Annotated in this window: 23 protein-coding genes; 13 read left to right on the top strand and 10 right to left on the bottom strand. The window is 72.6% G+C overall.

Annotation, left to right across the window (positions count from 1 at the left end; translation table 11 throughout):
* Window positions 1-1,090: CopD family protein (locus JWN97_RS20735; protein WP_297627642.1), on the top strand; the 1,090-nt coding region annotated here is incomplete at its 5' end.
* A 4-nt stretch (window positions 1,091-1,094) separates the two neighbouring features.
* Here JWN97_RS20735 and JWN97_RS20740 read toward each other — a convergent pair.
* Window positions 1,095-1,436, bottom strand: a complete 342-nt coding sequence (locus JWN97_RS20740) for a DUF2200 domain-containing protein (protein ID WP_297627645.1) — start codon at window positions 1,434-1,436, stop codon at window positions 1,095-1,097.
* A gap of 134 nt (window positions 1,437-1,570) precedes the next feature.
* On the opposite strand from JWN97_RS20740, the gene JWN97_RS20745 reads away from it, so the two are divergent.
* Window positions 1,571-2,407 carry an MBL fold metallo-hydrolase gene (locus tag JWN97_RS20745; RefSeq protein ID WP_297627648.1) on the top strand — a complete coding sequence of 279 codons (837 nt, stop codon included), beginning with the start codon at window positions 1,571-1,573 and terminating at the stop codon, window positions 2,405-2,407.
* Between the two features lie 7 nt (window positions 2,408-2,414).
* Here the strand turns inward: JWN97_RS20745 and JWN97_RS20750 are convergent, their stop codons facing one another.
* On the bottom strand, window positions 2,415-2,561 hold the full coding sequence (locus JWN97_RS20750; RefSeq protein ID WP_297627651.1) for a hypothetical protein: 147 nt from the start codon (window positions 2,559-2,561) through the stop codon (window positions 2,415-2,417).
* Window positions 2,562-2,568: 7 nt separating this feature from the next.
* A complete protein-coding gene (locus tag JWN97_RS20755; protein WP_297627654.1) occupies window positions 2,569-5,238 on the bottom strand; it encodes an FAD/NAD(P)-binding protein in 2,670 nt (889 codons plus the stop codon).
* A 147-nt stretch (window positions 5,239-5,385) separates the two neighbouring features.
* On the opposite strand from JWN97_RS20755, the gene JWN97_RS20760 reads away from it, so the two are divergent.
* Complete coding sequence (locus JWN97_RS20760) at window positions 5,386-6,087, top strand: aspartate/glutamate racemase family protein (protein WP_297627657.1); 702 nt, start codon at window positions 5,386-5,388, stop codon at window positions 6,085-6,087.
* Window positions 6,088-6,217: 130 nt separating this feature from the next.
* On the opposite strand, the gene JWN97_RS20765 is transcribed toward JWN97_RS20760, so the two are convergent.
* Together JWN97_RS20765 and JWN97_RS20770 are read right to left on the bottom strand one after the other, a co-directional pair.
* Entirely contained in the window at window positions 6,218-7,270 is a 1,053-nt protein-coding gene (locus JWN97_RS20765; RefSeq protein ID WP_297627659.1) for a 1-aminocyclopropane-1-carboxylate deaminase, read from the bottom strand.
* Window positions 7,267-7,944: a GntR family transcriptional regulator gene (locus JWN97_RS20770; RefSeq protein WP_297627662.1), complete on the bottom strand. Its 678-nt coding sequence runs from the start codon at window positions 7,942-7,944 to the stop codon at window positions 7,267-7,269. Before JWN97_RS20770 ends, JWN97_RS20765 begins: the two co-directional genes overlap by 4 nt.
* A 100-nt stretch (window positions 7,945-8,044) precedes the next feature.
* On the opposite strand from JWN97_RS20770, the gene JWN97_RS20775 reads away from it, so the two are divergent.
* Entirely contained in the window at window positions 8,045-8,968 is a 924-nt protein-coding gene (locus tag JWN97_RS20775; protein ID WP_297627664.1) for a cation diffusion facilitator family transporter, read from the top strand.
* Window positions 8,969-9,022: 54 nt separating this feature from the next.
* A complete protein-coding gene (locus JWN97_RS20780; RefSeq protein ID WP_297627667.1) occupies window positions 9,023-10,045 on the top strand; it encodes an LLM class flavin-dependent oxidoreductase in 1,023 nt (340 codons plus the stop codon).
* A gap of 6 nt (window positions 10,046-10,051) precedes the next feature.
* Here the strand turns inward: JWN97_RS20780 and JWN97_RS20785 are convergent, their stop codons facing one another.
* On the bottom strand, window positions 10,052-11,038 hold the full coding sequence (locus JWN97_RS20785; RefSeq protein ID WP_297627670.1) for an LLM class F420-dependent oxidoreductase: 987 nt from the start codon (window positions 11,036-11,038) through the stop codon (window positions 10,052-10,054).
* 107 nt (window positions 11,039-11,145) lie between these two features.
* On the opposite strand from JWN97_RS20785, the gene JWN97_RS20790 reads away from it, so the two are divergent.
* Both JWN97_RS20790 and JWN97_RS20795 read left to right on the top strand, forming a co-directional pair.
* A complete protein-coding gene (locus tag JWN97_RS20790) occupies window positions 11,146-11,376 on the top strand; it encodes a hypothetical protein (protein ID WP_297627673.1) in 231 nt (76 codons plus the stop codon).
* A 21-nt stretch (window positions 11,377-11,397) separates the two neighbouring features.
* Window positions 11,398-12,054, top strand: coding sequence for an SDR family oxidoreductase (locus JWN97_RS20795; protein ID WP_297627676.1), 657 nt, complete (start codon window positions 11,398-11,400; stop codon window positions 12,052-12,054).
* Window positions 12,055-12,056: 2 nt separating this feature from the next.
* Here JWN97_RS20795 and JWN97_RS20800 read toward each other — a convergent pair whose 3' ends face one another.
* From JWN97_RS20800 to paaZ, 3 genes are read right to left on the bottom strand one after another with little or no spacing between them, the layout of a single operon-like run.
* Window positions 12,057-12,272, bottom strand: a complete 216-nt coding sequence (locus JWN97_RS20800; protein WP_297627679.1) for a hypothetical protein — start codon at window positions 12,270-12,272, stop codon at window positions 12,057-12,059.
* Window positions 12,273-12,303: 31 nt separating this feature from the next.
* A complete protein-coding gene (locus JWN97_RS20805) occupies window positions 12,304-12,603 on the bottom strand; it encodes a hypothetical protein (protein ID WP_297627682.1) in 300 nt (99 codons plus the stop codon).
* A 32-nt stretch (window positions 12,604-12,635) separates the two neighbouring features.
* Window positions 12,636-14,666: a phenylacetic acid degradation bifunctional protein PaaZ gene (gene paaZ, locus JWN97_RS20810; RefSeq protein WP_297627685.1), complete on the bottom strand. Its 2,031-nt coding sequence runs from the start codon at window positions 14,664-14,666 to the stop codon at window positions 12,636-12,638.
* A gap of 111 nt (window positions 14,667-14,777) precedes the next feature.
* On the opposite strand from paaZ, the gene paaA reads away from it, so the two are divergent.
* The 6 genes from paaA to paaI are packed head-to-tail and all read left to right on the top strand — an operon-like array spanning window position 14,778 to window position 19,035.
* Window positions 14,778-15,737, top strand: coding sequence for a 1,2-phenylacetyl-CoA epoxidase subunit PaaA (gene paaA, locus JWN97_RS20815; RefSeq protein WP_297627688.1), 960 nt, complete (start codon window positions 14,778-14,780; stop codon window positions 15,735-15,737).
* 59 nt (window positions 15,738-15,796) lie between these two features.
* The gene (gene paaB / locus JWN97_RS20820) at window positions 15,797-16,096 is read left to right on the top strand and encodes a 1,2-phenylacetyl-CoA epoxidase subunit PaaB (protein ID WP_297627736.1); all 300 of its coding nucleotides are present in this window, start codon (window positions 15,797-15,799) and stop codon (window positions 16,094-16,096) included.
* Between the two features lie 20 nt (window positions 16,097-16,116).
* Complete coding sequence (gene paaC, locus JWN97_RS20825; protein ID WP_297627691.1) at window positions 16,117-17,055, top strand: 1,2-phenylacetyl-CoA epoxidase subunit PaaC; 939 nt, start codon at window positions 16,117-16,119, stop codon at window positions 17,053-17,055.
* Window positions 17,052-17,570, top strand: coding sequence for a 1,2-phenylacetyl-CoA epoxidase subunit PaaD (gene paaD / locus JWN97_RS20830; protein ID WP_297627701.1), 519 nt, complete (start codon window positions 17,052-17,054; stop codon window positions 17,568-17,570). The genes paaC and paaD overlap by 4 nt, the downstream gene beginning before the upstream one ends.
* A 3-nt stretch (window positions 17,571-17,573) precedes the next feature.
* Complete coding sequence (gene paaE / locus JWN97_RS20835) at window positions 17,574-18,623, top strand: 1,2-phenylacetyl-CoA epoxidase subunit PaaE (RefSeq protein ID WP_297627703.1); 1,050 nt, start codon at window positions 17,574-17,576, stop codon at window positions 18,621-18,623.
* Window positions 18,616-19,035: a hydroxyphenylacetyl-CoA thioesterase PaaI gene (gene paaI, locus JWN97_RS20840; protein WP_297627706.1), complete on the top strand. Its 420-nt coding sequence runs from the start codon at window positions 18,616-18,618 to the stop codon at window positions 19,033-19,035. Before paaE ends, paaI begins: the two co-directional genes overlap by 8 nt.
* On the opposite strand, the gene JWN97_RS20845 is transcribed toward paaI, so the two are convergent.
* Window positions 18,974-19,624, bottom strand: coding sequence for a TetR/AcrR family transcriptional regulator (locus JWN97_RS20845; protein ID WP_297627709.1), 651 nt, complete (start codon window positions 19,622-19,624; stop codon window positions 18,974-18,976). The genes paaI and JWN97_RS20845 overlap by 62 nt on opposite strands.
* Window positions 19,625-19,647: the final 23 nt, after the last annotated feature.

A 19,647-nucleotide genomic window follows, 5' to 3' on the forward strand; every position in this document is an offset into this window, starting at 1 on the left:
CCGCGCCGCGGCCCGGATCGCCGCGGCCGTCGCGGCGCTCGGCTGGTGCGCGGCGGTCCCGCTCGTCGCGCTCTACCAGCTCGGCCTGCCCGCCTCGGCGCTCGGCGACGGATCCACCTGGTCGTCGCTCGCGCCGGCGGAGTACGTCGTACCTGCCGCCGTGGTGGGCGGGCTCGCGCTCGCCGTGGTGGCCCTGACCAGCACCTCCCCGGACCGGGCGAGGGCCGCGGTCGTGCTGGCGGGCTGCGCCGTCGCGGTGGCGGCGCCCTCGCTCACCGGACACACCCGGGCCGCGACCCCCGAGGCGCTCGTGATCGGCGTGGACGTGCTGCACCTGGTGGCGGGGACGCTGTGGCTCGGAGGCCTCGTCGCCGTCGCGCTCGTGCTCGGCGACCTGGCCACGCGCGACGACGCCGGTGCGCTCGTGCTGGCCCGGTTCTCGACCTGGGCGGCCGGGATCCTCGCCGTCCTCGTGGTGGCCGGGTCCGTCCTGGCCTGGCGGATCGCCGGGTCCTGGGGTGCGCTGCTCGACACCGGCTACGGCGGGCTGCTCCTCGTCAAGGTGCTGCTCGTCGCGGTGGCGATCGCCCTCGCCTCCTGGAACCGCTTCTCCCTGCTGCCGCGGCGCGATGCGGGCGCGCTGGTCGTCCGGACGACCTTCGCGGAGGCAGGCGTGCTCGTCGCCGTGCTGCTGGTGACCGGGCTCCTCGTGGACCGCAGCCCGGAGGTCGACGTGGCGGTGACCTCACCGGCCGAGGCGGGCGGGGCCGGTGAGACGGCCTCGCAGTCGGTGCGGCTCGGCGACATCACCGCCGAGGTCACCCTCGACCCTCTCGGCGTCGGCCCCAGCACCGTGACGATCACGATGACCGACGACGCGGGCGAGCCGGCCGAGGGCTATGAGGCGCCGCGCCTCAGCCTGTCCACCACGGACGTCGACCTGGGCGAGGTGGCCGTGAGCAGCCTCGGCCCCGGGACGTACGCCGGTGACGTGGTGCTCCCGACGACGGGGGAGTGGGAGGTGCGCGTCTCGCTGCGCACCACGGAGTTCGACAACCCGGTGCGGACCGTCGGGTTCGTCGTCCCCTGACGGGTCAGCTGCGCAGCACCTTCTCCATCGGGCGACCCTTGGCCAGCTCGTCCACGAGCTTGTCGAGGTAGCGGATCCGGCGCATCAGCGGGTCCTCGACCTCCTGGACCTTGACGCCGCACACCGACCCGGTGATCTGGTCGACGTGGGGGTTGAGGGTGGCGTCCTCGAAGAAGTCCGCGAAGGTCGTCTCCCGCTCGAGGTGGGCCTCGAGGGCCGCGTCGTCGAAGCCGGTCAGCCACGTGATGACCTGGTCGAGCTCGGCGCGGGTGCGGCCCTTCTTCTCGACCTTCGTCACGTAGTGCGGATAGACCGAGGCCACGCTCGTGGTGAAGATCCGGTGCATGACCCGAGACTAGTCACCCGGTCGGGATCCGGCAGGTGCGTGCATGTCGGTCCAGTGGGTACTGGGAGGTCCGCGGCGCGGCTGACGAGGCCTATCGCGCTGCGGCCCTGGAATGCGCTGCCGAGGGAGCTCCCATGACCGACGACCCTGCCCGCTCCGACGCCACGACGTCGGGGGACCGGCTCCAGTTCATCGGCACCGCCACCACGGTGGTCACGCTGGGGTCCTTCACGGTGCTGACGGACCCCAACTTCCTCCGTCGTGGGCAGCGCGCCTACCTCGGATGGGGTCTGTCCACCCGCCGCCGCACCAATCCGGCGCTCATGCCGGAGGAGCTGCCGGTGCTGGACGCCGTGCTGCTGTCACACCTGCACGGCGACCACTTCGACCGAGTCGCACGCGCTCGACTGGACCGGGCCGCCCCTGTCATCTCGACGCCCGACGCCGTACGACGACTCGACTCCTGGGGCTTCGACACCGAGGCGCTGCGACCGTGGAGCCAACACGTGCTCCACAAGGACGAGGAGGAGCTCCGGATCACAGCCGTCCCGGCCGTGCACGCGCGGGGCCTCCTCGGCCGGATGCTGCCGACGGTCATGGGGAGCGTGGTGGAGCACGTGGTCGGCGGGGACGTACGGCGTCGGGTCTACTTCAGTGGAGACACCCTCACCGGCGCGCACGTGGACGAGGTGCGCGAGCGCTTCCCCGACATCGACGCGGCGGTCGTCCATCTCGGAGGCACGCGGGTGCTGATGCGCACCGTCACGATGGACGGCGCCATGGGGGTCGACTTCGTCGAACGCTCTCGGCCGAGAGTCGTGGTTCCCGTGCACTACGACGACTACACGGTGTTCCGGTCCCCGCTGTCGGACTTCCTGGACCGGGCCGAGGCCCGCGACCTGGCGGCTGACCTGCGGTGCCCGCGACGCGGCGAGGTCGTCAGCCTCGCGCCCGGGCCGAGGAAGCACTGAGAAGGGGTCAGGGGACCTCGTCCGCGGGCTCACGCAGCAGCCACCACGCCGTGAGCCACGCTGCCGCGCCCGCGACGAGCTCCACGTGGAGCTCGTTGATGGCCAGGGCGATCAACGTGGTGACCGCCACCGAGGTCAGCGCATCGTGCGGCATCGGTGGCTCACCGCCGAGGTGCGGCGTCCACTGGCGCCGACCCGCTCACGGCGGCCCGGCGGCGGGCGTCCAGGGCGGAGGAGCGGCGGGAGAGGCGCGTGTCGAGCAGGGCGGCGGCCTCGGTGTTGCGTCCGGCCATGGCCAGCGCGTGCACCAGCGTGTCCTCGACCACCTCGCGCTGCGCCTTGCTCCCGCCGAGGGGGTCCATGGTCGTGACGACCCGCGACAGCGTGGCGGAAGCGGCGTTCCATCGCTCCTCGACGACGGACACCAGGCCCGTGCACAAGGGGGCGACCACGTCGCGGAACACCGGGTCCTGGCTGCCGGCCGAACGGTCGGCGAGCTGCGTCAGGGCCGCGGCGTCGCCGTCGGCGGCGAGGAGCACGGCGCCGTGCAGGGCCGCGAAGCCGGTGGTCGGCGCGGTGAGCCAGTCGGTCGGCGCCTGTGCGCGGACCTCGGCGACGGGCAGGTCCCCGGTCCAGGTGCCGGTGACGCGACCGCGCCACAGCAGCGCACCGCTGTCGACGACGGCCCGGCTGCCGCTGACCACGGCCGGGGAGAGCTCGCGGTGCCAGCGCCGGCGTACAGCCTCGATGTCGTCCTGCATCAGCTCGTGCAGGGCCGCGTGCCACGAGAAGTGCGAGCGGTGGTTGGCCTCGGGGCCGCGGGTGCGGATCCACTCGTCGAGCCAGGCCAGGCCGGCGGCGTGGTCGCCGGTCTCGTAGAAGACGTGGGCGCGGGCGTGGACCGCGTGGCCGGACGCCGGCTCGACCGAGAGGGCGTACGACGACAGCTCCTCGGCCTCGGCCCAGCGCTCCTGGTCCTGGCGGACGAACGCCAGCTGTCCGGCGTACCACCAGTCGTCACCGTAGGAGCGGCCCAGGGACTCGACGAGCTGGGCGGTCTGCGAGCCGCTGGTGAGGCCGCCGAAGGCGACGGTCGGGACGGCGACGCTGACCGCCAGCGCGTCCCTCGGGAACAGGCGGACGTGGCGGAGCAGGGCCGCGGCGCCGGTCGACTCGTCGGACCGGAGGCGGGTGGTCACGGCGTCGAGGAACGAGCTCTCGCGGTCGTCGAGGTGGCGCTCGGCGGCGGCGCGGTGAGCCGATCGGAGCGAGGCGTGCCAGTGGTCGTTGGTGCCCCACTCGTGGCCGAGCAGCGCCAGCGCGGCGTGGGCCTGGACGAATCCCTCGTCCTCGGCGACCGCCGCGATGAGCCCCTCCTCGACACCGTCTTGGAGCCGCAGGAGCCGGCCGAGCGCCGCGTTGTAGTGCTCCGCGGCAGTGGTGCTCGCGGAGAGGGTGAGGCCGTAGGGGTCGACGGGGCGGCGCCGGGACTCGCCGTGCATCGACCGGCTCACGATCCGGGCCACGTCGTAGGCCTGCTCGCGGATCTCGGGCATCGCCGTGGACTCCCACAGGTTGCCGCGCCGCAGCGAGCCGACGGCGAGGAACGGGAGGCTGTCCGGCAGGGTGCCGACGATCCGGCCGTCGTCGGCGGTGTCGATGCCCAGGCCGGCGGGACCCGGGCGGACGAGACCGGTCTGGGCGAGCCGCGTGAGCAACGGGTCGGCGGCGATCGAGCCGACGGGGCCGGTGCAGTTGACGACCGCGGCCACGCGCAGCGTGCTGCCGTCGTCGAGACTGACGTGGAGGACGTGCTCGTCGGCCCGCACCGCGGCGATGGTGCCGCGGTGGCGCTGGAGCCGCCCCTCGGTGGCGACGGCGTCGAAGCGACGGCTCGTGGCCGGCGCCATCCGGTGCCGGTGGACGTCCCAGCTGCGGGCGTCCTCGGCGATGAAGCGTCGCTTGTCGGCCTCGGACAGCCCGCGCCACAGCTGCGCGGTCACGGGGCGCAGCCCGTCGATCGCGGCGCGCCAGTCGCCCGTGCCCTCGACCGTGTGCTCGACGTGCGCGGCCAGCGTGGCGCGAAGGGCGTCGAGCCCCTGGGTGCGGGTGATGCCGGGCGGCGGCGGGACCGGGGGCGTCGTCGGCAGGACGTGCGGCCGCGGGACCGCGTCGGTGCGCGACACGACGTGCAGCGTGCGGTCGGGCCGGTCGGCGCTGATGGCGAGGTCGACCATCGTCAACCCCGAGCCGAGCAGGAGCACGTCGCCGACCTCGGGGATCCCCTGCGTCCACGGGTCGGCGATGAGGCGGGGGTCGGCGGCGAGCTCGGGCGGGGCCCAGTGCGTCGCGGGTCGGCTGCTGGTCGCCAGCACGACCGCGCGGGTCTCGATCCGCTCGCCGTCGGAGAGGTCGACGACGAAGCCGCTGCCGGACTCGGCGATGTCGACGACCTCAGCGCGACGGCGTACGAGCCGGGCGTTGCCGGGGAACTCGGTGGCCGTGGTCAGCAGGCTCTCGATGTAGCGGCCGAACACGGCGCGCGGCGCGAAGTCGTGGGGCTGGAAGCCACGGTCGTGGTGGTTGCGCAGCCAGCGCAGGAAGTGCTCGGGATCGCGTGGGAAGGCGCTCATGCCGGAGGCGGGGACGTTGAGCAGGTGGCGGTCGTCGGTCGTGGAGTAGGCCTGGCCGCGCCCCGTCGTCGGGGCGGGGTCGACGAGCTCGACGCGGAAGCGGGACGAGAGCGCGGTCACCAGGTGCGTGGCCACCAGCGTGCCGCCGGCGCCCGCACCGACCACGACGACCCGACAGTCACCCTCGTTCGTCCCCATGCCGCCACTCCGTCCAATTAATCCAGTAAATTACTAAACAAAGGTAGCAAGTGGGATGGGTCCGGGGCGAGTCGACGGACGGCGTGGCGCGGTCAGCGTGCGAGGTCGCGGCCGGCACGTCCCATGCTCGACGTGTTCAATGGCGCCATGGCTTCGACGATGCGCAGGATCGGTCTGCTGGGTGGGATGAGCTGGGAGAGCACCGCGCTCTACTACCGCCTCGTCAACGAGGAGGTCCGCGAGCGGCTCGGGGGCTTCCATTCGGCGCGCCTGGTGCTGGCGTCCGTCGACTTCGCCGAGGTCGAGGTGATGCAGGTCGCGGGTGACTGGACCGCCGCGGGTGCCCTGCTGGCCGACGAGGCTGCGGCGCTCGAGCGGGCCGGAGCCGAGTGCCTGGTGCTCTGCACCAACACGATGCACAGGGTCGCCGACGCGATCGAGGCCGCCGTCGACATCCCGCTGCTGCACCTCGCGGACGTCACCGCCGACGCGGTGCGCCTCGCCGGCCTCGACCGGATTGCGCTGCTGGGCACGCGATTCACCATGGAGCAGCCGTTCTACGCCGACCGGCTGCGCTCCCACGGGATCGACGTGCTGGTGCCCGAGGGCGACGACCGCACGCTCGTCCACGACGTCATCTACGACGAGCTGGTGCTCGGGGTCGTGCGCGAGGAGTCGCGGGCGGCGTACGTCGACGTGGTGCGGAGGCTGGTGGAGCGTGGCGCGCAGGGAGTGGTCCTGGGCTGCACCGAGATCGAGCTGCTCGTCGGGCCCGACGACGTCCCGGTGCCGGTGTTCGCGACCACCCGGCTGCACGCGCTGGCCGCGGTCGACTTCGCCCTCAGCTGAACATCGCGGCCAGGTTCGACGAGCATGGTCGAGGTCAGCCCCCGGTCATCGCCTCCCGCGCGACCACGGGTGAGCCGAGGGTGTCGCCGCCCAGGCGAGCGGCTGCCTCGATGTCGACCACGCCCCGAACCTAGCGGCCGGACCACTCCTGCGCGGGCCACAGCGAGTGATAGGCGTTGATGGCCGGCTGGCCACCGAGGTGGGCGTAGAGCACGTGCGAGTCGCGCGGGATGTCTCCGGCGGTGACGAGGTCGATCAGGCCGGCGAGCGACTTCCCCTCGTAGACGGGGTCGGTGATCATCGCCTCGAGCTGCGCGCCCAGCGCCATGGCCTCCATCGTGGACTCGACGGGGACGCCGTAGAGCTCACCGGCCCAGCCCTCGAGCACGGTGATCTCGTCGTCGCGCAGGTCACGCCCGAGCTCGATCAGCTCGGCGGTGTGGCGCGCGATCCGGCCCACCTGGTCGCGGGTCTGGTCCAGCGTCGCGCTCGCGTCGATGCCGATCACGCGACGGCGTACGCCGGTGAGGTCCTCCAGGGCGGCGAAGCCGGCGATCATCCCGGCGTGCGTCGACCCGGTCACCGTGCAGACCACGACCGTGTCGAAGGTGACGCCGAGCGCCTTCTCCTGCTCGGCCACCTCGAAGGCCCAGTTGGCGAACCCGAGCCCGCCGAGCGGGTGCTCGCTCGCGCCGGCCGGGATGGCGTACGGCGTGCCGCCGGCCTCCTCGACCTCGCGGATCGCGTCCTTCCACGAGTCGCGGATCCCGATGTCGAAGCCGTGCGGGTCGAGGCGGGAGTCGGCGCCCATCATCCGGCTCAGCAGGATGTTGCCGACCTGGGTGTTGGTCGGGTCGTCCCACGGCACCCACTTCTCCTGCACCAGGCGGCACCTCAGCCCGAGGTGCGCGGCGACCGCGGCCACCTGGCGGGTGTGGTTGGACTGGAAGCCGCCGATGGAGACGAGCGTGTCGGCGCCGCTGGCGAGGACGTCGGGGACGATGTACTCCAGCTTGCGGATCTTGTTGCCGCCGTAGGCCAGGCCGCTGCTCACGTCCTCGCGCTTGGCCCACACCTGGGCGCCGCCGCCCTGCGCGGCGAGGTGGTCGCTCAGCCTCCGGAGGTGGTGGACCGGGGAGGGGCCGAAGGTCAGCGGGTGGCGGGGGAATCGGTCGAGGATCACGGGGTCTCCTGCTGGGGGTCGGTGTCGGGGATCAGGTCGGCGAGGTTCTGCCAGGTGCGGAAGGAGACCTCGGCCGCGGCCTCGTCGTCGCCGGCCGCGCAGGCCTGCACGAGCCGGTCGTGGAGCCGCACCGACTCCTCGCCGGCGTGGGAGGCGAAGCGGAGCCGCTCCAGGCGTCGTACGACGGGGCTGAACTGGTCGAGCACCGTGGCCAGCGCGCGGTTGCCGGACGCCTCCACTGCGACGGCGTGGAAGTCGTCGTCGGCCGCCAGCGCGGCGTCGGCGTCGCGGCCCTCGATCGCCGCCGCGAAGCGCTCGTTGGCCTCGCGCATCGCGTCGAGGTCGGCGGGCGTGAGCCGGGCGACGGCCTCGGCGACGGCGAGCCGGTGCATGGTCGCGACGACGGCGTGGGCCTCGCGGACCTCGGCGAGGTCGATCTCGGCCACGACCGTCGAGCGGCCGGGGGCGGCGCGCACCAGCCCGGTCTCGCCGAGGCGCAGCAGCGCCTCGCGCACCGGCGTACGGCTGACACCCAGCCAGGCGGCGAGCTCGGTGTCGCGGACGACCTCACCGGGCGCCAGCGTGCCGTCGACGATGGCGTCGCGCACCCGGTCGTGGACGGTGTCGCGCAGCAGCGCGGGGCGGACGGGACCGGGGGCGAGCGGGACCGGCATGCAATATATTGCACATCGGCAAGCCGCTTGTGTCAACGGCGTGCCCGACGGCTGACCACGCCGCACCGCCCGGCAGTGCTGCGTCGGGCAGGCTGGGTCTGTGCTCACCGTCGTCATCGCCCTCACCGCCAACGCGGTCCTCGCCGTCCTCAAGACCCTGGTCGCGGTCATCACCGGCTCAGCGTCGATGGTCGCGGAGGCGGCACACTCGTGGGCCGACGCCGGCAACGAGGTCTTCCTCCTCATCGCCGAGCGGCGGGCCGAGAAGCCCGCCGACGCGACGCACCCCCTCGGCCACGGCCGCGAGGCCTACGTCTGGTCGATGATCGCCGCCTTCGGCCTGTTCGGGGTGGGTGCGGCCGTGTCGGTGTGGCACGGCATCCAGTCGCTGACCGCGCCGGAGGCGGAGGCCGACTACCTGTGGGCCTACCTCGTCCTCGGCGCCGCGTTCGTCCTGGAGAGCGTCTCCTTCTTCCAGGCCCGCCGGGAGGTACGACGTGGCGCGCGCAAGGCCGAGGTGAGCCGGGTGACCTTCCTCGACAAGACCTCGAACCCCACGCTGCGTGCGGTCTTCTTCGAGGACGCCGCGGCCCTGGTCGGCATCGTCATCGCGGTGACCGGGCTCGCGCTCCACCAGGTCACCCACCAGCCGGTCTGGGACGCCATCGGCTCGATCCTGGTGGGACTGCTCCTCGGCTTCGTGGCGATCTACCTGCTGCGGCGCAACATGGACTTCCTCGTCGGGCAGATCGCGGACCCGCGCATCCATGCGACCGTGCTCGGGTGGCTGCGTGAGCGGCCCGAGGTGGAGACCGTCAACACCCTGCACCTGGAGTACGTCGGTCCCGGGAAGATCTTCCTCGTCGGCTCGGTGGACCTCGTCGGCGACGACACGGAGAACCGTGCCGCCGAGGAGCTGCAGCGGCTGGAGGACCACCTCGAGGAGCGGCCGGAGATCGCCCGCGCGGTGCTGTCGCTCGCCGCACCCGGCCGGCCGGCGACGGCGGGGGACGGGTTCCAGTGACATCGCGGGGAACGCCGCAGGGAACAATGGGAGTGGTCGAGCGTTGAGCCAGTCATGAAGAAGATCGGTTTCCTCAACTTCGGCCACTGGACTGATTCGCCCCAGTCGGCGGTCCGGAGCGCCTCCGACGCGCTGCTGCAGTCGATCGACCTCGCGGTGGCGGCCGAGGAGCTGGGTGCCGACGGCGCCTACTTCCGTGTGCACCACTTCGCCCGCCAGCTCGCCTCGCCCTTCCCGCTGCTCGCCGCGGTCGGCGCACGCACCAGCCGGATCGAGATCGGCACGGGCGTCATCGACATGCGCTACGAGAACCCGCTCTACATGGCCGAGGACGCCGGCGCCGCCGACCTCATCTCGGGCGGGCGGCTCCAGCTCGGCATCAGCCGGGGATCACCGGAGCAGGTCGTCGACGGCTGGCGCTACTTCGGCTACCAGCCCGCAGAGGGCGAGGACCAGGCCGACATGGCGCGTCGCCACACCGAGGTCTTCCTCGAGGTGCTCGAGGGTAAGGGCTTCGCCGAGCCCAGTCCACGCCCGATGTTCCCCAACCCGCCCGGCCTGCTGCGCCCCGAGCCGCACTCGCCCGGCCTGCGCGACCGCATCTGGTGGGGGGCCGCGTCGGACGCGACCGCGCGCTGGACCGCCGAGAAGGGCATGCACCTGATGAGCTCGACGCTCAAGGCCGACGAGTCCGGCGAGCCCTTCCACGTGCAGCAGCGCAAGCAGATCGAGGTCTTCCGCGAGGCCTGGCGCCAGGCCGGCCACGAGCGCGAGCCGCGCGTGTCGGTGAGCCGGTCGATCATGCCGATCACGACCGACCTCGACCGGATGTACTTCGGTCACGAGGGTCGCAGCTCCGACCAGTTCGGCCAGATCGAGGCCAACCTGCGCGCGGTCTTCGGCAAGACGTACGCCGCCGAGCCGGACGTCCTCGTCCGGGAGCTCGCCGACGACGAGGCCGTCGCCGCCGCCGACACCCTGCTGCTCACGGTGCCCAACCAGCTCGGCGTGGACTACAACGCCCACCTGCTCGAGACCGTGCTCACCCAGGTGGCGCCGGACCTCGGCTGGCGCTGACCCCTCCTAGGGGGCCGCGGCCCGCAGCTTGTCCAGCAGCGGCCCGGCCGCCTCGGCGAGGAACCGGTCCTGCCCCTCGTCGCCGATCTGGACGAGCGCGACGTCGGTGAAGCCGGCCTCCCAGTAGGCCGAGACCGCCTCGACGATCGCGTCGAGGTCGGGGCCGCAGGGGATCGAGTCGGCCACGTCCTCGGGACGGACGTACGTCGTGGCGCCGGCGAACCCGGCGGGGGTCGGCAGGTCGGCGTTGACCGACCACCCGCCGCCGAACCAGCGGAACTGCTCGTGCGCCCGCGCGACCGCGGCCTCCCGGTCGGGGTCCCAGCAGATCGGGATCTGGCCGACCGCGCGCGCGTCACGGCCGATGCGCGGCGCTCCCTCGACCTCGTTCCAGGACTCGACGATCTCGGCCTTCGGCTCGACGGCGACGAGGTGGTCGGCGAGCGGCGCGAACCGCTCGATGGCCCGGTCGCCCGCGACGGCGATCCCGATCTCCACGCCCTCGTCCGGGATGTCCCAGATGCGGGCCGAGTCGACCTGGAAGAACTCGCCACGGTGGTCGGTGAGGTCGCCGGTGTGCAGGGCCCGGATCACCTCGATCGCCTCGGCCAGCATGTCCTGTCGCTCGGCGATGGACGGCCAGCCGGCACCGACGACGTGCTCGTTGAGGCTCTCGCCACTGCCGAGGCCGAGGGTGAACCGACCCTCGGCGAGGATCTGCAGCGTCGCCGCCTTCTGCGCCACGACCGCCGGGTGGTAGCGCAGAGTCGGGCAGGTCACGTAGGTCATCAGCCCGACCCGCTCGGTGGCCTGGGCGACCGCGCCCAGGGTCGTCCAGGCGTACGGCGCGTGTCCCTGCTCGGTGAGCCACGGCGAGAAGTGGTCGCTCATCACCTCGAAGTCGAAGCCGGTCTGCTCGGCGGCCACCGCGTAGCGCACCAGCTCGCGCGGGCCGCTCTGCTCGGTCATCAGGGTGTATCCGAAACGGGTCATCCGTCGACCGTAGCCACGCGTCAGGCGGGCGCCACCACCCGCTCAGGTGAGGCGGTGAGGAGGGTGCTGGTTGTCTGGTGGGACCGACACGACGAGGAGCACACCCGATGAAACACGACCACGAGCACGACGAGAAGCACGACGAGAAGCACGACGAGAAGAGCGAGGGCGGTCAGGTCTCGGAGCTGGCGGTCGCGGGTGGTGAGCCGGAGGCGGTCAGCGCCGGCGACTCCGTGGCGGGCCAGCCGGACCAGGAGTCCGGCGAGGTCCAGGAAGGCGCCCAGGGTCCCAATGCCGTCCCCGACGACGAGACCGACGAGCACCCGCACCAGACCTGAGCCTGCGGTAGAACAGTCCCCATGAGCAGACCTGTGATCGTGGTGGTCGGAGCCGGGCCCGGCGTGAGCGGGTCGGTCGCGCGCCGGTTCGCGGACGAGGGGTACGACGTCGCGCTGCTCGGCCAGGACCAGCAGGTTCTCGACGACCTGGTGCCCGGCCTCGAGGAGCGCGGCGCCACCGTCGGGCACGCCGTCGCCGACGTCACCGACGTCGAGGCCGCGCGCGACGCCGTACGCCGGTTCGGCGAGCACACGGGACGGATCGACGTCCTGCACTTCAACCCCAGCGCGTTCCGCGAGAAGGACGCGCTCACCCTGACGGTGCCCGAGCTGCTCGAGGACGTGGCGCTCGGCGTCGGCGCTCTGCTGACCGTGGTGCAGGCTGCCCGGCCGTTCATGTCGGAGGGCGGCCGGATCAGCGTCACCGGCAGCATGGCGGCCGACGACCCGTGGGAGGGTGCCGCGTCGCTCGGCGTGCAGAAGGCCGGCGTGCGCAACCTCGTGGTCAGCCTCGACAAGTCCCTGGCGCCGGACGGCATCCGCGCCGTGTCGGTGACGGTGCACGGCGCCCTGGCGCGCGAGGGTGCCTTCACCCCCGATCGCGTCGCCGAGTCGATCTGGTCCGCGGTCGCGAGGGACCCGGCGGAGTGGACCAGCGAGGCCCACCACCGCGGCTGACGTCAGCGCTTGCGGCCCCACACGAGGTAGGCGATCGGCCCGAACGGCTGCAACGACATGGCCGGACCCCAGAGCACCTTGGGACCGCGGACCAGCTCGGCGGGCCTGGCCTTCAGGTCGCGCAGGCACCACGTGGTCAGGGCGACCTCCGCGATGCCTCCCACGACGACGAGCCTCTTCTGCGTCGGTGTCATGTCGGACCAGGACTTCTTCGCCATGGCCGCACCGTACTCCTGCCGTGCCACCGGCTCAGGCGCCACTGATCCCGTTGAGGGCGAACCAGGAGACGAGCACGCCCACGAGGGCGGCCAGCAGTCCCCACCACATCCCTGTCCGCGCCCGTCGCCCCGTCGTGGCGCCCTCGCGGGCCAGGGCGGGCAGGGCGACGGTGACCACGGCCCCGGTCGCCGCCATCGCCAGCAGCTGGACCGGGATGATCCAGTTCTCGGTGCCCTGGCCGTCGAGGAGGAACGCCGAGACCGGCAGGCTGAGCATGCCGGTGACGAGCAGGACGACGATGCCGATGACGCGCTGCGCTGTGGGGGTCACGAGCGACACGCTAGCCCCGTCGCACGACGGCGTCAGGCCTCCTTCGCGACCAGCGTCAGCACGTCGTACGTCGCCACCGGCTCGTCGTCGGCGTTGGTGACGAGCGCGTCCCACCGGACCTCGCCGTAGTCGGCCGAGGAGCGTGGGGTGATCTGCTTGACCGTCAGCGTCACCCGGATCGAGTCGCCGGCCTTGACCGGCGTGAGGAAGCGCAGGTGGTCGACGCCGAAGTTGGCCAGCACCGGGCCCGGCGCGGGGTCGACGAAGAGGCCCGCTGCCATCGACACGATGAGGTAGCCGTGGGCGACGATCCCGCCGAAGAGCGGGTTCTGCGCCGCCGCCTCCGGGTCGGTGTGGGCATAGAAGGTGTCGCCGGTGAAGTCGGCGAAGTGGTCGATGTCGGCGAGCGAGATCACCCGCGGCTCGGAGGCGATGGTGTCACCGACCGCCAACGTCGCGAGCGAGTGCCGGAACGGGTGCTCGGGCGTGACGGTGCGCTGCGAGCCGCGCGTCCACCGGCCGGTGATCGCGGTCAGCATGTCGGGGGAGGCCTGGATGGCCGAACGCTGCATGTGGTGGAGCACGCCGCGTACGCCGCCGAGCTCCTCGCCGCCGCCGGCCCGACCGGGGCCGCCGTGGACGAGCATCGGCAACGGAGAGCCGTGCCCGGTGGACTCGGGGGCGTCGTCGCGATCGAGGACCAGGATGCGGCCGTGCCACGGCGCGAGACCGAGCACGAGGGTGCGCGCGACGGCCGGGTCGTGGGTGACGACGGACCCGACCAGGGATCCCTTTCCGCGCGCGGCCAGGGTGACGGCCTCGTCGAGCGAGTCGTACGACATCACCGTCGACACCGGGCCGAAGGGCTCGACGTCGTGGGGCTCGACCGCGCCGGCGCGGGCCCGCAGGAGCACCGGCGCCATGAAGGCGCCCCGCTCGGCGTCACCGGCGAAGCCCGTCGTCGACATGGGGTCGCCGTGGACCACGTCGGCCGACGAGCGGAGCGCCTCGACGGCCTTGCGGACCTCCTCGCGCTGGCCGAGCGAGGCCAGCGGACCCATCCGGACCGACTCGTCGTCGGGGTTGCCCACGGTGATCGTCGCCAGCCTGGCGGTGATCGCCTCGGTCATCTCGTCGGCGACGGCCGCGGGCACGATGACCCGACGGATCGCGGTGCACTTCTGGCCGGCCTTGGCGGTCATCTCGGTGACGACGCCCTTGACGAAGAGGTCCCACTCGGGCTCGCCCGACGTCACGTCGGGTCCGAGGACCGAGCAGTTGAGCGAGTCGGCCTCGACCTGGAGGGTCACGCCGCCGTGGAGCACGGACGGGTGCTGGCGCAGGATCCCGGCGGTGTGGGCGGAGCCGGTGAAGGCGACCGAGTCCTGCACGCCGAGGTGGTCGAGCAGGTCCCCGGCCGAGCCGGACAGCAGCTGGAGCGAGCCCTCGGGCAGGATGCCCGACTCGATGATCCGGCGGACCACCAGCTCGGTGAGGTACGCCGTCTGGCTGGCCGGCTTCACGATCGACGGGAGACCGGCGATGAAGGCCGGCGCGAGCTTCTCGAGCATGCCCCAGACGGGGAAGTTGAAGGCGTTGATCTGCACCGCGACGCCGGGGCGCGAGGTGTAGACGTGCTGGCCGAGGAAGACCCCGGTGCGACCGAGCTGCTCGAGGTCGCCGTCGCACGCGACGACGTCGTTGGGCAGCTCGCGGCGGCCCTTGGACGCATAGCTGAAGACCGTGCCGAAGCCGCCGTCGATGTCGATCATCGAGTCGCGCCGGGTGGCGCCCGTGCGCAGCGACAGGTCGTAGAACTCGTCCTTGAGGCCGGTCAGGTGGGTAGCGAGGTCCTTGAGCAGCAGTGCCCGCTCGTGAAAGGTCAGCTCGCGGACGGCGGGACCGCCGACCGTGCGCGCATGGTGGGCCATCGCGCCGAGGTCGAGGCCGGCGCTGGAGATGCGGGCGACCTCCTCGCCCGTCGCGGCGTCGAGGAGCGGGTCGCCCTCGGCGGAGGCGGCCCACCAGCGGCCGGTGGCGTAGCTCTCGAGCAGACGGGTCACGGGGTCCCCTTCGGGTCTTCGGGCATGGGCGGGCCGGCTGTTTGCGTGCCAGAGTGACTGGTGACACACTAATACCAGACCGATCGGTCAGTAAATGCGGAGGCAATACCGATGACCCTCACCGAGACCCCGCTCGACGCCGGGACCCAGGCCGACCTCGAGAGCCACTTCGAGGCCACGATCGCCCGCAACGAGCGCATCGAGCCGCGCGACTGGATGCCCGAGGGCTATCGCAGGACGCTGGTGCGCCAGATCGCCCAGCACGCCCACAGCGAGATCATCGGCATGCAGCCCGAGGGCAACTGGATCGGCCGCGCCCCCAGCCTGCGCCGCAAGGCGATCCTGCTGGCCAAGGTGCAGGACGAGGCCGGCCACGGCCTCTACCTCTACTCCGCCGCGGAGACGCTGGGCGTCTCGCGGCTGGAGCTGACCGAGATGCTGATCTCCGGCAAGCAGAAGTACTCCTCGATCTTCAACTACCCGACGCTGTCGTACGCCGACGTCGGCAGCATCGGCTGGCTGGTCGACGGGGCCGCGATCTGCAACCAGGTGCCGCTGTGCCGCACGTCCTTCGGCCCCTACGGCCGCGCCATGATCCGCGTCTGCAAGGAGGAGTCCTTCCACCAGCGCCAGGGCTACGAGCTGCTCAGCACGATGATGCGCGGCACCGACGAGCAGCGCGCGATGGTGCAGGAGTCGGTCGACCGCTTCTGGTGGCCGGCGCTGATGATGTTCGGCCCGCCGGACGACGCCTCTCCCAACACCGCGCAGTCGATGGCGTGGGGGATCAAGCGCAACACCAACGACGAGCTGCGCCAGAAGTTCGTCGACATGTCCGTCCCGCAGGCCGAGGCCCTGGGCGTCACGCTGCCCGATCCCGAGCTCGCCTGGAACGCCGACCGCGGCCACTACGACTTCGGCCAGCCCGACTGGGAGGAGTTCATGGAGGGAGTCAAGGGCAACGGCCCGTGCAACGCCGAGCGCATGGCCCACCGCCGCCGCGCCCACGAGGACGGCGCCTGGGTGCGCGAGGCCGCGACGGCGTACGCACGCAAGCAGGTGTCCGCATGAGCGAGCTGTCCGCCGAGGGCGGTCACGGGGCGGTGCCCCTGCAGGGCGTGCCCGCAGGACTGGGCGTCCCCGCGCCCGAGCCCGAGTGGCCCCTCTACGAGGTCTTCGTGCGCGGCAAGCGCGGCCTCAACCACGTGCACGTCGGCTCGCTGCACGCCGCCGACGACCGGATGGCCTTGCTGCACGCGCGTGACGTCTACACGCGTCGCAACGAGGGCGTGAGCATCTGGGTGGTCCGCGCGGACGCGATCACCGCGTCGAGCCCGGACGAGAAGGACCCGATGTTCGCCCCCAGCGGCGACAAGGTCTACCGGCACCCGACGTTCTACGACATCCCCGACAACGTCCCCCACATGTGACCCCACCCCACGAGGCTCCGATGGACTCCCACATCCACCTATCCGCAGAGGACGAGCACGACAGCGCCTACACCGGCCTGCTCGTCAACGACGCCCACTGGGCCTTCGGAACCGACTTCGAGGACCCCCTCGCCGGTGTCGACACGTCCATCCCCGAGGGCACCGACGCGCCGACGCTGGCGGCGTACGCCCTGATGCTGGGCGACGACTCCCTCGTCATGTCGCACCGGATCTCGGAGTGGACGAGCAACGCCCCCGACCTCGAGGACGACATCGCGCTGTCCAACATCGCGCTCGACCTGCTGGGCCAGGCGCGGCTGCTGCTCGCGCGGGCGGCCAAGGCGGACGCGTCGGTCGTGCCGGCGCTGCCCGAGGGGTCGCCGGCCCCGCCGGAGGACGCCCTGGCCTACTTCCGCGAGGCCCACGAGTTCCGCAACGTCCGCCTCGCCGAGGTGGTCAACGGCGACTTCGCCGAGGCGACGGTGCGGGTGCTGCTGTTCTCGGTCTGGCGCCTGGCGGTCTTCGAGCGGCTGCGCACCAGCCGCGACCACGTCCTGTCCGCCGTCGCGGCCAAGGGGGTCAAGGAGCTGGCCTACCACCGCGACTACGCCGCGCGCTGGTTCGTCACCCTCGCCCAGGGGACCGAGGAGTCCCGGTCGCGCCTCCTCGCGGCGCTCGAGTCCCTGTGGCCGCTGTGGCCCGAGCTGTTCGACACCCACCCGGTCGAGGCGGCCGCCGCCGGCGCGGGCGTGGGCGTGGACCCCGCCGACGTGCGCGAGGACGCCGAGGCCGTGCTCGACCAGGTCCTCACCGCGGCGGACGTCACGCGACCCGGGAAGCCCCGGCGCTCCGGCGTGCTCGGCAGGACCGGTCGCGACGGGATGCACGGCGAGGCCCTGAGCCGGTTGCTCGCCGAGATGCAGTCGGTCGCCCGCGCCCACCCGAGGGGGCTCTGGTGAACCTGTTGGCCCCGAGGCGACAGCTCGCGCGTGCCCGCGAGGCCGTCGAACGCGTCACCGACCCCGAGCTCCCGATGCTCACCCTCGCCGACCTCGGCGTGCTCCGTGGCGTCGACGTGGTCGGGGACTCGCACGTGGTCGTCGACATCACCCCGACCTACTCCGGCTGCCCGGCGATGGCGGCGATGCGCGACGACCTGGTCCGCGAGCTCACCGGCGCGGGCTTCGACCGCGTCGAGGTGCGGGTCAGCCTCCACCCGGCCTGGACGACCGACTGGATCACGCCGGCCGGCCGCGCCGCGCTGGCGGCCGCGGGGATCTCGCCGCCCGGTCCGGCGCCCTCGACCCACGGGCCCATCCCGCTCACCCTGCTCCCGACCGCGCGGCAGGTGCGCTGCCCGCGGTGCGACTCGTCCGCGACCGAGCTCGTCTCCGAGTTCGGGTCGACCTCCTGCAAGGCGCACTACCGCTGCACCTCCTGCCTCGAGCCGTTCGACCACGTGAAGGAGATCTAGGGCATGGCCTTCCACGAGCTGACCGTGCGCGCGATCGAGCCGCTCACCGACGACTCGGCCGCCGTCACCTTCGACGTGCCCGACGACCTCCGCGAGCTCTTCGACTTCGAGCCGGGGGAGGCGCTGACCCTGCGCCGGTTCGTCGACGGCGTCGAGCACCGCCGGACCTACTCCATCTGCGCCCCCGCCGGCGCCGCCCCGCGCATCGGGGTCCGCGAGATCCCGGGCGGCATGTTCTCGTCGTGGCTGATCCACCAGGTCGCGCCGGGGGAGACGCTCGAGGTCGCCGAGCCGTCGGGCAGCTTCCGCGCCGAGCCGGCGCTGGCCGGGCGCCACCTCTGCATCGCGGCCGGGTCCGGCATCACGCCGATGCTCTCCATCGCGGCCTCGGTGCTGGCCAACCCCGCGAGCTCGGTGACGATGCTCTACGGCAACCGCGAGACCACCTCGGTGATGTTCGCCGAGGAGCTCAGCGACCTCAAGGACCTCCACGGCCCCCGCTTCGACCTCGTCCACGTGCTGTCCCGCGAGCCGCGCGACGTGGAGCTGTTCTCCGGTCGCCTCGACGCCGACCGGCTCCGCCGGCTGCTGCCGATCAAGGTGTCGCTCGGGGCGCTGGACCACGTCTGGCTGTGCGGTCCGCTGGGCCTGATCCAGGACTCCCGGGCCGTGCTGGCCGAGCTCGGGGTGCCGCCGGAGAAGATCCACTTCGAGCTCTTCTTCGTCGACGAGCCGCCGCCGACGCTGCGCCACGCCGACCGGGTGGTGGAGGGCGTGACGAGCGAGGTCACCGTCGTGCTCGACGGACGTACGACGACCACGCCGATGTCGCGCGACACGACGTTGCTCGACTCCGCGCAGGCCGTGCGCAGCGACCTGCCCTTCGCCTGCAAGGGCGGGGTGTGCGGCACCTGCCGCGCCAAGGTCGTCGACGGCGAGGTCGAGATGGTCCGCAACTACGCCCTGGAGCCTGCCGAGGTCGAGCAGCAGTTCGTCCTGACCTGCCAGTCCTTCCCGGTCACCGATGCCGTGACGGTCGACTTCGATGCATGAGACCGCCCACGCGATGTGGGCCGCGGACCGGGCGAGCGCGATGCTCGGCATGGAGGCGATCGGGGTCTCACCCGGACGCGGGCGGGTCTCGATGCTGGTGCGGACCGACATGGTCAACGGGCACGACCTGTGCCACGGCGGCGTGATCGCCAGCCTGGCCGACTCGGCCTTCGCGCTGGCGTGCAACTCCCACGGCCCGGTGACGGTCGCCGCCGGTTTCTCGATCGAGTTCCTGCAGCCGGGACGCCTCGGCCAGACGCTCTACGCCGACGCTCGCGAGGTCTCGCTGCGCGGTCGGTCGGGGATCTACGACGTCACGGTGCGCGCCGACGACCCCGAGGACGGCGACGTCATCGCCGAGTTCCGTGGCCGGAGCCGAGCCCTGCCCGACCGGAGCGCGCCCCGTGGGTGAGCCCGTCGAAGGCCAGCGCGGCCACCGCGTCGGCGAGGGCCTCGGCGTCGACGTCGGGGCGCACCCACTCGACGAGGGAGTTCACCATCCCGAAGAGCAGTCGGCTGATCACCAGCGGGTCGAGGTCCGCGCGCAGCACTCCCTCGTCCACCGCGTCGCGCACCATGTCGGCCAGCCGCTCGTCGATGCCGCGGCGTCGGGCCAGCGCGGCCTTCTCGACCGGGGTGTTGCCGTGCACCCGCAGCAGCAGCGTCACCGCCGGCAGGTGGCCGACCAGCACCGTCACGCTGTCGCGCACGGCGGCGCGCAGGCGCTCCTCGGCGTCGAGGCCATCCGCCGCGGAGACGACGTCGAGCGCCTCGGTCAGCGCGTCGAGCGCCTCGTCGACGGCGCCCTGCAGCAGGTGCTCCTTGCTGGGCACGTGGTGGTAGATCGCGGACTTGGTCAGCCCCAGCTCGCGCGCCACGTCGCCGACGCTCGTGGCGTCGTACCCCTGCCGGTTGAAGAGGTCGACGGCGACGCGCACCACGTCGCGCTGCTCGTGACCGGGTCGACCGCGGCGCCCGGTGCCCTCCGGCCTCTCTGCCATGACAGACACCTTCCCACGACCGA

It is taken from the genome of Nocardioides sp. (assembly GCF_025965415.1).
In the GTDB taxonomy this organism is placed as follows: Bacteria; Actinomycetota; Actinomycetes; order Propionibacteriales; family Nocardioidaceae; genus Nocardioides.

Bases quoted from the DNA above. Each gene is read 5' to 3' on its own strand.
- JWN97_RS20800 (WP_297627679.1), bottom strand. From the start codon at position 12,272: ATGGCGAAGAAGTCCTGGTCCGACATGACACCGACGCAGAAGAGGCTC.
- JWN97_RS20795 (WP_297627676.1), top strand. From the start codon at position 11,398: ATGAGCAGACCTGTGATCGTGGTGGTCGGAGCCGGGCCCGGCGTGAGC.
- JWN97_RS20785 (WP_297627670.1), bottom strand. From the start codon at position 11,038: ATGACCCGTTTCGGATACACCCTGATGACCGAGCAGAGCGGCCCGCGC.
- JWN97_RS20790 (WP_297627673.1), top strand. From the start codon at position 11,146: ATGAAACACGACCACGAGCACGACGAGAAGCACGACGAGAAGCACGAC.
- paaI (WP_297627706.1), top strand. From the start codon at position 18,616: ATGCATGAGACCGCCCACGCGATGTGGGCCGCGGACCGGGCGAGCGCG.
- JWN97_RS20755 (WP_297627654.1), bottom strand. From the start codon at position 5,238: ATGGGGACGAACGAGGGTGACTGTCGGGTCGTCGTGGTCGGTGCGGGC.
- JWN97_RS20780 (WP_297627667.1), top strand. From the start codon at position 9,023: ATGAAGAAGATCGGTTTCCTCAACTTCGGCCACTGGACTGATTCGCCC.
- JWN97_RS20740 (WP_297627645.1), bottom strand. From the start codon at position 1,436: ATGCACCGGATCTTCACCACGAGCGTGGCCTCGGTCTATCCGCACTAC.
- paaA (WP_297627688.1), top strand. From the start codon at position 14,778: ATGACCCTCACCGAGACCCCGCTCGACGCCGGGACCCAGGCCGACCTC.
- JWN97_RS20760 (WP_297627657.1), top strand. From the start codon at position 5,386: ATGGCTTCGACGATGCGCAGGATCGGTCTGCTGGGTGGGATGAGCTGG.
- JWN97_RS20750 (WP_297627651.1), bottom strand. From the start codon at position 2,561: ATGCCGCACGATGCGCTGACCTCGGTGGCGGTCACCACGTTGATCGCC.
- paaE (WP_297627703.1), top strand. From the start codon at position 17,574: ATGGCCTTCCACGAGCTGACCGTGCGCGCGATCGAGCCGCTCACCGAC.
- JWN97_RS20745 (WP_297627648.1), top strand. From the start codon at position 1,571: ATGACCGACGACCCTGCCCGCTCCGACGCCACGACGTCGGGGGACCGG.
- paaC (WP_297627691.1), top strand. From the start codon at position 16,117: ATGGACTCCCACATCCACCTATCCGCAGAGGACGAGCACGACAGCGCC.
- JWN97_RS20770 (WP_297627662.1), bottom strand. From the start codon at position 7,944: ATGCCGGTCCCGCTCGCCCCCGGTCCCGTCCGCCCCGCGCTGCTGCGC.
- JWN97_RS20845 (WP_297627709.1), bottom strand. From the start codon at position 19,624: ATGGCAGAGAGGCCGGAGGGCACCGGGCGCCGCGGTCGACCCGGTCAC.